Genomic DNA, 13175 nt, shown 5'->3' with positions numbered 1-13175 from the left:
TGGTACTACATTTGTGGAAGAGTAGGTCGTCGCCTTTTTTGAATCCCGATACATTTTTTGTATCGGGATTTTTTTTGTCTAAACTTTATCTATATAAATAAAGCCTTGTTATGGTTGAAAAAACTTGTTGGCGGATGAGTGCGGGAGCGATAAAAGCGGCATCCTTTATGCGAAAATGTATAAGATATTAGTTTAAATCTTAGCTAAGTGTGTTTATTGATGGTAGTATTCTGAAACAAGTTCGAGTCTTCGCAGAAAGATATAGCGGATAGCGCGGTTTTTATTTTTCTTAAAAACCCGCCATTAAGCTGTTAAAAGAGAAAAATTTATGAAAACAAAAAATCCCGTAAACTAAAGTTTCGGGATTTTTTTGTGGTACCTCCAGGAATCGAACCAGGGACACAAGGATTTTCAGTCCTTTGCTCTACCAACTGAGCTAAGGTACCTCGCCAAAGCGGTTGCAAATATATACTCATTTTTACTATTCGCCAAGAGAAATATGGAAAAAATTGTTTCAATCACATTATTTTTTTGATATTTAAAAGCTAACTTATTTCTAGTTAATATTATAGCAAAATTAGGAATCGTTATTGTAAGTCATTTTGTAAATTTATCCTTTTCAGAGATATGAATTTAATTATTGATGTTGGCAATTCTTTTGTTAAGCTTGCTATTTTTACCAATGATAAGATGGTACATAAGGTTACCACTAAGATAGATAGTGTGATTAGTGAAATAAGAGTTTTGAGAAGAGAATATGATAGTATTGATAAAGCTATTATTTCTTCTGTTGGAAGATTAAAAACTAAAGATGTAGAACGTATTTCTTCATATTTTGAGTTGTTGATTTTAGACTCTGATATTACGTTACCTTTTAATAATCTTTATAAAACGCCTAAAACTTTAGGTGTTGATAGGATTGCTTTAGTCTGTGGTACCATTAATGAGTTTTCTGAGAAAGATGTACTGATTATAGATGCGGGAACTTGTGTAACTTATGATTTTATTAATAGTAAAAATGAGTACTTAGGTGGAGCAATTTCACCAGGTATTAGGGTGCGATATAAATCGTTAAATAATTTAACTGCAAATTTACCGTTATTGGATTCAGAAATGCCCAATAGTATTATTGGAAATTCCACGACTGAGTCTATTCACTCTGGAGTGATTTATGGTATTTTAAATGAAATAAATGGTGTTATAGAATCGTATAAACTTAAATATCCAGATTTAACAGTAATTTTAACAGGAGGTGATGCTAAATTCTTGTCTAAACAATTAAAAAGTAGCATATTTGCCAATCCTAATTTTCTTTTAGAGGGATTAAACTTTATTTTACAATTTAACTCAAACGAATGATTAAAAAACTTGTATTAGTTTTTATTGTAGTAACTGCAATTCACAGTTATGGACAGCAAGGAACAACATCTCCATATTCTTTTTATGGCATTGGAAGTCTTAAGTTTAAAGGTACTGTTGAGAATAGAAGTATGGGGGGTTTGAGTATTTATAGTGATAGTATTCATGTTAACTTACGTAATCCAGCCTCCTATGCAGGGGATAATTTAGCTATTTGGAATAATGAGAGTAGGCCTGTAAAATTTACTGTTGGTGGAAGTTATTCGAGCAGTGATTTAAAAAGTAATCAAAGTAGTGATAAAGCCTCTTCAAGTACTTTTGATTATTTAGCGTTAAACGTTCCTTTGGGAAAGTTTGGTTTTGGTTTTGGGTTAATTCCTTACACTTCTGTAGGTTATAAGCTAGAGTCTTTTAATGATAATGATAATATTGAAAATAGGTTTCAGGGTGAGGGTGGTTTAAATAAGGCTTTTTTAGGTTTTGGTTATCAAATTACTAAAGGACTTACTGTTGGAGTTGATTTTCAATATAATTTCGGTAATGTAGAGAATAGTATTGTTAATTTTCAGTATACAGATGGTATACTTACGCAATATCAAACACGAGAAAATAATCGATCTGATTTAAGTGGTTTGAATATGAATTTTGGTTTATCTTATAAAACCTTATTAGGTAAAAAAATAGAGTTAGTTTCTAGTTTAACCTATAGTCCTGAGAGTAATTTGTCTTCAAAAAATGAAAGGTCAATTTCTACTATTACAATTGGTTCTACTGGTCAGGAATTTGTTAGAAATACTATAGAAGTAAATCTAGAATCAAACGGATTAAGAGATACAGATTTAATACTACCGTCACGAATAGCATTTGGTGCCGGTGTTGGAGAACGACGGAAATGGTTTGTTGGAGCAGAGACAACTTTTTTAAAGACTAGTAAATTTTCTAATGATTTAATAGATAGTGGTGCATCATACGAGGATGCTTATTCTTTCTCTTTGGGTGGATTTTATATACCAGAATATAATTCTTTTTCAAGTTATTGGAAAAGACTTGTTTATAGAGCTGGTTTTAGAACAGAAGAAACAGGGTTAAATATAGAAAATGAGTCTATTAAAGAGTTTGGCATATCTTTTGGTATAGGTATACCAGTTGGAGATATAAGATTACTATCCAATGCTAATATAGGTTTTGAAATTGGTCAACGAGGTACCACTAACAGTAATTTGATACAAGAGAATTTCATTAATCTACAATTAAGTTTATCTTTGAATGATAGATGGTTTCAGAAAAGAAAGTACGACTAAAAAATAAAATTATTATCATGAAAACAAAAATTACATTATTACTAGCTTTTTTATTTCTTGGGTTAAACTTAGGTTTTGCTCAACAAGATGAAGAATGTATGACTAAGCTTTCTATATTCCATGAATATACCAAAGCAAAAAACTACGATGCAGCATATGAGCCTTGGATGGCTGTTAGAAATAAATGCCCTAAGTTTAATAATGCTATATATATTGATGGGGAAAAAATCTTGAATCATAAAATTAAAAACTCATCAGGTGATGAAAAAGTTACATTCATAAATGATTTAATTTTATTATGGGAACAGCGTGGTGAACATTTTACCAGTAAAACTCCAAAAGGTGAATACTTAGCAAAAGGTTGTCAATTAATTTATGATAACAAAGATGTTTTAAATAAAACTAATGAAGAATTATATGAATGCTTTGACAAAGCTTATCATTATGATAAGGAAACATTTACTAATCCAAAGAGTTTATATACTTACTTTTCATTGATGGTTGACTTATATGATGCCGGTAAAAAACCTGCAGCAGATTTATTTAATAAATATGACGATGTTGTTGAAAAAGTAGAGGATGAAGTTAAAAGCTTTTCAGGAAAACTAAATAAACTTATTGAAAAAGAAGAGGCTGGTACAGCTTTAACAAAAAAAGAAGGTAAGTATAAGAGGTATTATGAAAGTTATTTAAAGAATTACGATTTAATTTCTGGAAGTATTGATGCTAAACTAGGTCCAAGAGCTAATTGTGAGAATTTAATTCCTATATATCAAAGAGATTTTGAAGAGAATAAGACTAATGCAATTTGGTTGCAAAGGGCTGCTGGACAAATGTCACAGAAAGAATGTACTGATGATCCTTTATTCTTTAAGTTAGTTAATGCTTATCATGATTTGAGTCCTTCTGCAAATTCAGCTTACTATTTAGGTTTATTAAAAGATAAAGAAGGAAAAACAAGTGAAGCAATTGCTTTTTTCGAGCAAGCCATTGGTTTAGAAACAGATAGTTTTAAGAAATCTAAATTATATTATAGAATAGCTACAAAGTTAAAAGCAAGAGGTAGCTATGGAAAAGCTAGAAACTATTATAGAAAAGCTTTAAAACTTAATCCATCAAATGGTCGTCCTTATTTAGCTATTGCCGCTATGTATGCTAAAAGTGCTAATAATTGTGGACAAACAAATTTTGATAAAAGAGCAGTCTATTGGTTGGCAGCAAAAGAAGCTAGAAAAGCTGCCAATGTTGATCCAACATTGAAAAAGTCTGCTGGAAAATCTATTGCTAATTATAATGCAAAGGCACCACAAAAATCTGAAATTTTTAGTTCTGGAAGAGCAGGACAAACCATCAATATTGGTTGTTGGATAGGTGATTCTGTAAAAGTGCCTAGTATCTAAATGAAAATAAACGTTGCATATTATATATCAAACATAGTCACAATATTTATTGTGACTATGTTTTTTTCATGTAATGACAGTTTTAAACAAGTACAAAAACTTGGCATATCAGAAAATGAACCAATTGGTGTTGAGTACAATAGTAATTTAAAATATACTGACTCTGGACGGGTAACAGCGAATTTAATTAGTTCTAAAATGTTTGATTATTCAAACAGAGATTTTCCTTTTCATCAATTTACAGATGGTGTAACTTTATATGTGTATGACAAGGAAAACAGAAAAAGCACGGTTGTTGCTGATAATGCCTATGTTTATGCTAATACAGATTTGATTGATATGCAAGATAATGTGGTTATTACTACTCATGATAATAGGGTATTAAAAACAAACCAATTGTTTTATGATCAGAAAAAAGAATGGCTTTATACAAACAAACCTGTGAGTTTTAAAACCGACCAAGATCTTATAAATGGTAATGGTTTTGACTCAAACTCAAATTTTACAAATGCAGAAGTTCTGGAAGTTACAGGTATAATTACTCTTGAAGATTAATTTTTAAGTTAATAAAATCACCTTTCTCAATTTTGAGTATCTTTACTCCTTTAAATGTTAATCATGAAATATTCTAAGATTTTTCAATATGCATATATAGTTTTTGCTGTATTATTTATTTATGATGGTATAACAAAATGGGGTAACGGTACCAATGGTGCTTACATTTCATTAGGTTTAGCGGCCTTAGCTATTTTTATGTATTTCTTTAGAAGAAAATTTAGTAAAAAATTTGAAAACAGAGACAATTCAAATTAAATGAGCATTTATGTTATTATTATAATTGCTTCATTAATTCTTTCTGCATTCTTTTCGGGTATGGAGATTGCTTATGTATCTTCAAACAAAATCCATATTGAGATTGAAAAAAAACAAGATGGTGTTCTTGCAAAGGCATTAACTAAACTTACTGCTAAACCATCAAAATTTATTACCACTATGCTTATTGGTAATAATATAGCACTGGTTATTTACGGTTTTTTTATGGGTGATGTTTTGGTGAAATGGTTTCAATCATTATTACCAACAACTTATCCTTTTTTAGATTATTTATTAACAGATTTAAGTTTGTTATCGCAAACCGTAATTTCAACATTTGTAATTTTAATTACTGCAGAATTTTTGCCTAAAGTATTCTTTCAAATATATGCTAATACATTAATAAAAGCTCTGGCAATTCCAGCATATATTTTTTATTTGTTATTTACTTTTATATCAGATTTTGTTATATGGATATCAGATTTTGTGTTGAAAGTTTTCTTTAAAACTGAAGGAGATCAAATTCAACTCGCGTTTACCAAAGTTGAATTAGGAAATTACATCAGTGAGCAAATGGAATCTGTTGAGGAACAAGATGAAGTTGATAGTGAAATACAAATTTTTCAAAACGCTCTAGAATTTTCAGAGGTCAAGGCACGAGAAGTCATGATACCCAGAACTGAAATTATAGCCGTTGATATTAATGATACCATTAAATCATTAAATGCATTGTTTACCGAGACAGGAAGAACCAAAATACTAGTTTATAAAGATACTATTGATGATATTTTGGGTTACGTACATTCTTTTCAGCTTTTTAAAAAAACAAAAAGTATTAAAGCTATGATGGTGCCAGTTGAGTTTGTGCCAGAAACCGTTCTCATTAAAGATGTTTTAAGTCTGCTTACTAAAAAGCGTAGGAGTATTGCTGTAGTTTTAGATGAATATGGAGGAACTTCAGGAATTATGACTGTTGAGGATATTGTTGAAGAACTTTTTGGTGAAATTGAGGATGAGCACGATTCAGTTGATTTAATTGAAGAAGCTTTGCAAGAGGGCATTTATAGATTTTCAGCACGTTTAGAGGTCGATTATATTAATGAAACTTACAAAACTAATCTTCCAGAAAGTGAGAATTATGAAACTCTTGGAGGGCTTATTGTAAACCATACGGAAGAGATTCCTGCACAAAATGATATTGTTCAAATTGAAACCTTTCAATTTACCATATTAGAAGTTTCTAATACTAAAATTGATATGGTAGAACTCAAAGTGTTAGAAGAAGATTAAAATACAGATTTCTACTTTTATTATTGAATAGAAAATGGTATTTTCGCGCACGATATTTTTGTCAGTTTTCGTATAACTGACACCAACTTAACAAGCAAATCCCAACATCGGGTATTAAAATTTAATTTACAAATGGCAGTTTTAAATAAGATAAGACAACGTTCACTATTCTTAATACTAATTATAGCTCTAGCATTATTTTCTTTTGTATTAGCAGATTTATTCAAAAATAGTGATGCATTAACATCTAAGTCGCAAAACATTGTGGCAACCATTAATGGGAAAGACATTACTAGAGAAGATTTTATGCAAAAAGTTGAGCAAAGACAACGTCAATTAGGACCAAATGCTACCAACACACAGGTTATGAATCAAGTTTGGGAACAAGAGGTAAGGCAAGCAGTTATGGAAACTCAATTTGAAGAGTTAGAGATTTCTGTTGAGAAAGACCAGATGCGAGATTTACTTAAAACTTCGTTAGCTACAAATCCAAATTTTTTAAATGAGGCTGGATTATTTGATGAAAATAAAATGAACGAATACATTGCTAATTTAAAAGAAACATCTCCGGAAGGGTTTTTAAGTTGGGTGAATTATGAAAAGCAAGTAGCTTCAAATGCTTTAAACCAAAATTATTTTAATATGGTTAAAGCGGGGTTAACTGGCACACTTGCAGAAGGTAAATTAGAGCATGAGCTTGAAGGCAATAAAGTAGATGTTAAATATGTACAAGTGCCATTTTCTTCTATTCCTGATAGCATAGTTGAAGTGTCTAAATCAGATATTTCTAACTATATTAAAGAAAATAAAAAACAATTTAAAGTTGATGCATCTCGAGATATTCGTTTTGTAGAGTTTAAAGAAACAGCATCAGTTGAAGATGAAAATGCTATTAAAGCTGAACTTGAAACTTACATTAACGGAAGATTGGTTGATGAAAGAGGACGGAAAGATACTATCATTGCTTTTTCAAAAGTGAAAAATAATGAAGAGTATATAAATACAATTGCTGGTTCTGATATTAAATTTGATAAGCGCTTTGTTTTTAAATCAAGTTTGCCTACCGAAGCTGCGGATGAAATATATAATTTAAAAGTAGGAGAGGTTTATGGACCATATAAACATGATGCCCGTTTTAAGGTAACTAAAGTTATAGCTGTAAAACAAATACCAGACTCAGCTAAAGTTAGACATATATTGATTCCGTTTAAAGGTGCTCAAAGTGCAAGTCCCGATGTAGAGCAAACAGAAGCCGAAGCAAAACAAACTGCAGACAGCTTATTAGCAATATTGAAAAGAAACCGATCAAAATTCCCAGAGTTTGTAAAAGAGTTTTCATCTGATCAAGGTAGTGTAGCCAAGGAAGGACGTTATGACTGGCATCCCTATAACACAATGGTTCCAGAATTTAATGATTTTGAGTTTGAGGGAAAAACAGGAGATTTAGGAGTTGTTAAAACTGTTTTTGGATTTCATATTATAGAAGTTGAAGGACAAAAAAATAAAACTAAAGCAGTTCAAGTAGGAACCATTTCAAGAAAAATTGAACCATCTGAAAAAACAACGGATAAAGTATTTAGAGATGCTTCAAATTTTGAAATTAAAGCAGGACAAAGTGATTTTGAAGCCCTTGCTAAAGAAAATAAATATCTTGTAAGACCAGTTAATGGAATTAAGGTTTTAGATGAAAATATTCCTGGTGTTGGAAACCAAAGACAAATTGTACGTTGGACTTTTGAAGAAGATGCTGAAGTTGGAGATATAAAACGTTTTAATATTCCTAACGGTTATGTGATTGCTCAGTTAGTTGCTAAAAATGAAGAAGGATTAATGTCTGTTGACGATGCCACAGCAAAAGTGTTACCAATTATAAGAAAAGAAAAGAAAGCTACCCTTATTAAGGACAGGGTTACTGCAACAACACTTGAAGATTTGGCTACTGCTGAAAAAACTAGTGTAAGAACTGCTACTGGGATTAATATGAAAAACCCGACTATTTCTGGAGCAGGTAGAGAACCTTTGGTTGTTGGTGCTGCTTTTGCACTTAGTGAAGGAGAAACTTCTAGATTAATTGAAGGAGAAAAAGGTGTTTATTTATTGCAAGTTACCAAAATTACACCGGCTGTAGAATTAGATAATTATCAAGCTGCTGCTAATAGAGTTGAACAACAAAAGGCAGGCACAGTAAATTCAAAATTATACAATGCTTTAAAAGAAGCTGCAGATATAGAAGATAATAGAGCTGCTACGCAAGTGCAATAGTATGTTCTCAAGAATATTAATAAAAAAAGCCTCGTTTCTCGAGGCTTTTTTTATGAGGTCTACTTAAAGTATCATTTCTGAATACGGAATAATAGTTTCATAACCTTTCTTCTTAAAATAATTAGTGGGATTTTGGTTAGAGGCAACCATTATAAAGTCGCCACCCCATGCGCCAAGGCTTTTAATAGCACCACTAAAATCTTTAAATAAAAGTCTTTTTACGGGTGTTTGCTTAGTTAATTTTGAAATGATAGTTTCATGCTCTATCATCAAGCTTTTAAAATGCTCTAAAGTTGTAGAATTTATCATTTCAAGAGTTATAGTATTAATATCTTTTAAGGCAGATTGGTCATTGGCTTTATTTTGACGATAGTATTTTATACCGTCACGACTATTTTGTTTTTTATTTAAATGGACAAAATAAAGGTGCTCTTTAAATACAGGGTTGAAATCTGTTTTTTTAATTATGGGCTTTTTATTTTTCAATTGATACGTAATAGCAGAATTGTTTTGAGCACATGCTATATCATAGCCACTACCTCCAAAAGTGTCTTCTAATAAAGTGTAAGCATCAATATTAGCCCAATTAGCAATGTTATTTATAAGTGTTGATGAAGTACCCAGACCCCAGTTTTTTGGAAACTCTAAGTGTGTTTCAATTTTAAGCCCTGAATTATTATTTATGAATTCTGGATTTAGGCTATTTACAACCTTTAATATTTGACTAAGCCTATTTGATATAGCATCATTCTGTTCTCGTTTAAGAGCCTCAAAATTTATAATGTTAAATTTATTTTCAAACCAAACCTGCTTAATATAGTCAAAACTTTTCCAGTGTAAAATTTGGTCATCTATAGGTGTAATACTTAAAGATTGTCCAAATTTTGTAGGAATAGCTAGTGATAAAGCGCCATCAAGCACAACATATTCCCCTGAAAGGAGTAATTTTCCATGGCTGTAAAAGGCTTTATTATTCACTGGGAACTCGGAGGTTTTTTAATGCTTCTGTTACAGCACTGTGTGTTACCGTGTTATTTTTGAAATGCTCTACTAAGGTTTGTTTTTCTAGATCATTAGCTTCAAATTGATTTAAAATATTCATCAAGTGCATTTTCATATGTCCTTGTTGAATACCCGTAGTTGTTAATGAGCGTAACGCTGCAAAATTCTGAGCTAATCCTGCTACGGCTACAATTTGCATAAGCTCTTTTGCAGATGGTTTTTGTAATAGCTCTAAAGCAAATTTTACCAATGGATGTAATCCTGTAAGTCCGCCAACTGTACCTAGTGCCAGTGGAATTTCCATCCAAAAGGTGAATATATTATTTTCCACTTTTGCGTGAGATAAACTACTGTATTGTCCATCTTTTGAGGCGTAAGCGTGTACACCAGCTTCCACGGCTCTAAAATCGTTTCCAGTAGCCAAAACCACAGCATCAATACCATTCATAATACCCTTATTATGTGTTACTGCTCTATATGGTTCAACTTCAGCAATATTAACCGCTTGAATAAACTTATTTGCAAAAGCTTCTCCTGAAATGCCTGCGCCTTCAGTTAAATCTTCAACCTTACAATTCACTTCAGCTCTGACTAAACAATTGGGAACGTAATTAGATAAGATACTCATGACAATATCAATTTCTTTTTCATCATCAGAAAACAAATCAAAAGATAAGGCCTCTAGTTTAAATGTTTTTGCAAATTGCTCTAAGCAAGAATTTATAAAATTAGCACCCATAGCATCCAAAGTCTCAAAAGATGCGTGTAACTGATAGTAGTTGTCAATATCAGCTGTTTTATTTCGTAATTCAATATCAATAATACCACCACCACGCTTTTCCATGTTTTTAGTAATAGCTGTGGTTTCTAATATGAGTTTCGATTTGACTTGATTAAAAAAAGTTACTAATTTATCAAAATCACCTTTGTATGTAAAGTGGACCTGTCCAATTTTTGTGGTTGAAATCACTTTGGTTTTAAATCCACCACGTTCTAGCCAAAATTTAGCCGCTTTACTAGCCGCTGCAACTACCGAACTTTCTTCGATGGCCATGGGAATAGTATGTAGCGTATCATTTATTAGAAAATTAGGTGCTACACCAAGAGGTAAATAATAATTGCTAATAGTGTTTTCAATAAATTCGTCGTGCAGTTGTTGTAGTTTGTCATCCGTATTCCAATATTGTTTTAAAATACGTTTGGCATCATCAGCATTTGAAAAATATGTATTAACAATCCAATCAATTTTTTTTGACTTCGATAATTTAGAAAAACCAGCAATAGATTTACGCATACCATAAAATTAGCGTTGCAAAGATAAGACTCTTGGTATGAATATTTATTACCCAGCTTCAAACTACCTTATTTAAGTGTTAATATATAGGGTTTTTTGCATATTTTTTAGTAAACTTGACAACATTTTATGAAAAAAATAGCTTTTTGAGCTAAATTCGTATAATTGACTAATATTTTGCTTAATAAATCTGGTTAAATAAATTTATGAAACACATGAAATTTTCCCTTTTTGTTTGTCTTTTTGTTACTGCAATTTCAACTGCGCAAACTAAAAATATTACACTCGAGGATATTTGGAAAGATGGTACGTTTAGAACAGAGCGAATGGATGTTTTGCATTCTATGGCTAATGGGCAACAATATTCTGTTTTAAATTTTGATAGAGAATCGCGAAGTACGTCTATAGATATTTATGATTATAAAACGTTAAGGAAAGTTAGCACTCTAGTGAATTCTGAGGGATTAGAAGAGATACCATATTTTACGGATTATACTTTTAGTCAAGATGAACAGCAGGTGATTTTAGCAACCAATGAAAAAGCTATTTATAGACGTTCTGCATTAGGAAATTATTATGTTTATAGTGTAAAGCGTGGAGACTTAGATTTAATTTCTGAGGATAAAATTCAAGAGCCAACGTTCTCTCCTGATGGTAAGCAAGTTGCTTTTGCAAAAGAGAATAACCTATATGTTAAAGATCTAAGTTCTGGTAAAGTCACTCAAATAACTTCTGATGGTGAAAAGAACAAAGTAATTAATGGTATAACGGATTGGGTTTATGAAGAAGAATTTAGTTTTGTTCGTGCTTTCGATTGGAATGCAGATAGTAATAAAATAGCCTTTATTCGTTTTGATGAAACCAATGTCCCGGAGTTTTCTATGGATGTTTATGGTTCAGAATTATATCAAACGCAGCAAGTTTTTAAATACCCTAAAGCAGGTGAAGCTAATTCACTAGTAACTTTACATATTTACAATTTGAATTCAGGAAAAATACAAGATGTTCAAGTAGATAAAGATTATGAAGATTTTTATATACCTCGAATTAAATGGACAAATAATCCTGATGTTCTAAGTGCTCAATACATGAATAGGCACCAAAACGAATTAGATTTATGGATGATAAATGCAAAAACTAATACATCTAATCTAGTTTTAGAAGAAAAGGATAAAGCCTATGTTGATGTTACCGATAATTTGACTTTTTTAAAGGATAACAGTTTTGTTTGGACAAGTGAAAAGGATGGTTTTAATCATATATACCATTATGACAAAAAAGGTAGTTTAATTAGCCAAGTAACAAAAGGAAATTGGGAAGTAACTAATTATTATGGTTATGACAATAAAACGAACACCATTTTTTATCAATCGGTTGAAAATGGTTCTATAAACAGAGATGTTTACTCTGTAAAACTTAATGGCAGAAATAAAAAACGATTAACAAAAAGTGAAGGTACAAACAATGCTGCGTTTAGTTCTGATTTTTCATTTTTTATAAACACATTCTCTAGCGCCACTACACCACCTGAATATACTTTGAATAGTGCAGCTTCTGGTAATTTGATAAAGAGTATTAAAGACAATGATAAGTTGGCTAAAAACCTATCAGAATTTAAAACATCCAAAAAAGTGTTTAGTACTATTAATGTAAATGGAAATGATTTAAATATGTGGATGATTAAACCTGCAAATTTTGACGCTTCTAAATCCTATCCGCTATTTATGTATCAATATTCTGGCCCTGGATCTCAACAGGTTGCTAATCGTTGGAATGGAGCTAATGATTACTGGTACCAACATTTAGCTCAACAAGGCTATATTATTGCCTGTATAGATGGACGCGGAACAGGTTTGAAAGGTGCAGATTTTAAAAAGGTAACCCAAAATGAATTAGGTAAATATGAAGTTGAAGACCAAATTGCAGCAGCAAAACAATTGGGGGAATTACCATATATTGATGCTACCAGAATTGGTATTTGGGGATGGAGTTATGGTGGCTTTATGAGTAGTAATTGTTTGTTTAAAGGAAACGATGTGTTTAAAATGGCAATTGCTGTTGCTCCTGTGAGTAGTTGGCGTTTCTATGATACTATTTATACTGAACGTTATATGACAACGCCACAAGAAAACGCTAGTGGTTATGATGAAAACTCGCCAATAAATCATGTAGATAAATTAAAAGGCGATTTTCTTTTAGTACATGGATCTGGAGATGATAATGTACATTTACAAAACACCATGCGTTTGGCAGAGGCTTTAATTCAAGCTGATAAACAATTTGATTGGGCTATTTATCCAGATAAAAACCATGGTATCTATGGTGGAAACACTAGATTGCACCTGTACAAAAAAATGACCAATTTTATTAATGAAACACTTGGTGATAAAATTCAAAAAGAAGAAGAAACTAAAGTGAATCAATTTAAGATTAAAGGCTAAAAACTAACCAACA

The 13175-nt window shown here is 31.3% G+C and carries 10 protein-coding genes and 1 tRNA gene; 8 read left to right on the top strand and 3 right to left on the bottom strand.

The genetic code is table 11. From position 1 onward, the window contains the following. Nucleotides 1-373: 373 nt before the first annotated feature. A tRNA-Phe gene (locus Q0772_RS15885) sits at nt 374-446 on the bottom strand. Between the two features lie 181 nt (nt 447-627). On the opposite strand from Q0772_RS15885, the gene Q0772_RS15880 reads away from it, so the two are divergent. The 7 genes from Q0772_RS15880 to Q0772_RS15850 all read left to right on the top strand — a co-directional run bounded on the left by Q0772_RS15880 (nt 628) and on the right by Q0772_RS15850 (nt 8425). Next, nucleotides 628-1359 carry a type III pantothenate kinase gene (locus Q0772_RS15880; RefSeq protein ID WP_298346820.1) on the top strand — a complete coding sequence of 244 codons (732 nt, stop codon included), beginning with the start codon at nt 628-630 and terminating at the stop codon, nt 1357-1359. Then, entirely contained in the window at nt 1356-2660 is a 1305-nt protein-coding gene (locus tag Q0772_RS15875; RefSeq protein WP_298346818.1) for a hypothetical protein, read from the top strand. Before Q0772_RS15880 ends, Q0772_RS15875 begins: the two co-directional genes overlap by 4 nt. Nucleotides 2661-2677: 17 nt before the next feature. After that, nucleotides 2678-4060 carry a tetratricopeptide repeat protein gene (locus tag Q0772_RS15870; protein WP_298346816.1) on the top strand — a complete coding sequence of 461 codons (1383 nt, stop codon included), beginning with the start codon at nt 2678-2680 and terminating at the stop codon, nt 4058-4060. Beyond that, the gene (gene lptC, locus Q0772_RS15865; RefSeq protein WP_298346814.1) at nt 4061-4615 is read left to right on the top strand and encodes an LPS export ABC transporter periplasmic protein LptC; all 555 of its coding nucleotides are present in this window, start codon (nt 4061-4063) and stop codon (nt 4613-4615) included. It abuts the gene before it with no gap. A 63-nt stretch (nt 4616-4678) separates the two neighbouring features. Continuing rightward, nucleotides 4679-4873 (top strand): hypothetical protein, encoded by a 195-nt coding sequence (locus Q0772_RS15860; protein WP_298346812.1) that lies wholly within the window; start codon nt 4679-4681, stop codon nt 4871-4873. Then, a complete protein-coding gene (locus Q0772_RS15855) occupies nt 4874-6163 on the top strand; it encodes a hemolysin family protein (RefSeq protein WP_298346810.1) in 1290 nt (429 codons plus the stop codon). A 132-nt stretch (nt 6164-6295) separates the two neighbouring features. Then, nucleotides 6296-8425 carry a peptidylprolyl isomerase gene (locus Q0772_RS15850; protein WP_298346808.1) on the top strand — a complete coding sequence of 710 codons (2130 nt, stop codon included), beginning with the start codon at nt 6296-6298 and terminating at the stop codon, nt 8423-8425. A gap of 63 nt (nt 8426-8488) precedes the next feature. On the opposite strand, the gene Q0772_RS15845 is transcribed toward Q0772_RS15850, so the two are convergent. Both Q0772_RS15845 and Q0772_RS15840 read right to left on the bottom strand, forming a co-directional pair. Beyond that, nucleotides 8489-9403, bottom strand: a complete 915-nt coding sequence (locus tag Q0772_RS15845) for a GYDIA family GHMP kinase (RefSeq protein ID WP_298346805.1) — start codon at nt 9401-9403, stop codon at nt 8489-8491. Beyond that, on the bottom strand, nt 9396-10721 hold the full coding sequence (locus Q0772_RS15840) for a hydroxymethylglutaryl-CoA reductase, degradative (protein ID WP_298346802.1): 1326 nt from the start codon (nt 10719-10721) through the stop codon (nt 9396-9398). Before Q0772_RS15840 ends, Q0772_RS15845 begins: the two co-directional genes overlap by 8 nt. A 206-nt stretch (nt 10722-10927) precedes the next feature. Between Q0772_RS15840 and Q0772_RS15835 the strand changes: the two genes are divergently transcribed. Continuing rightward, the gene (locus tag Q0772_RS15835; RefSeq protein ID WP_298346800.1) at nt 10928-13162 is read left to right on the top strand and encodes a S9 family peptidase; all 2235 of its coding nucleotides are present in this window, start codon (nt 10928-10930) and stop codon (nt 13160-13162) included. The last annotated feature ends 13 nt before the right edge of the window (nt 13163-13175 follow it).

This window comes from uncultured Algibacter sp. (assembly GCF_947490405.1).
Classification (GTDB): Bacteria; Bacteroidota; Bacteroidia; order Flavobacteriales; family Flavobacteriaceae; genus Algibacter_B.
The sequence above is the reverse complement of the archived record's forward strand: the minus strand, read 5'-3'. Positions and strand labels throughout refer to the sequence as shown.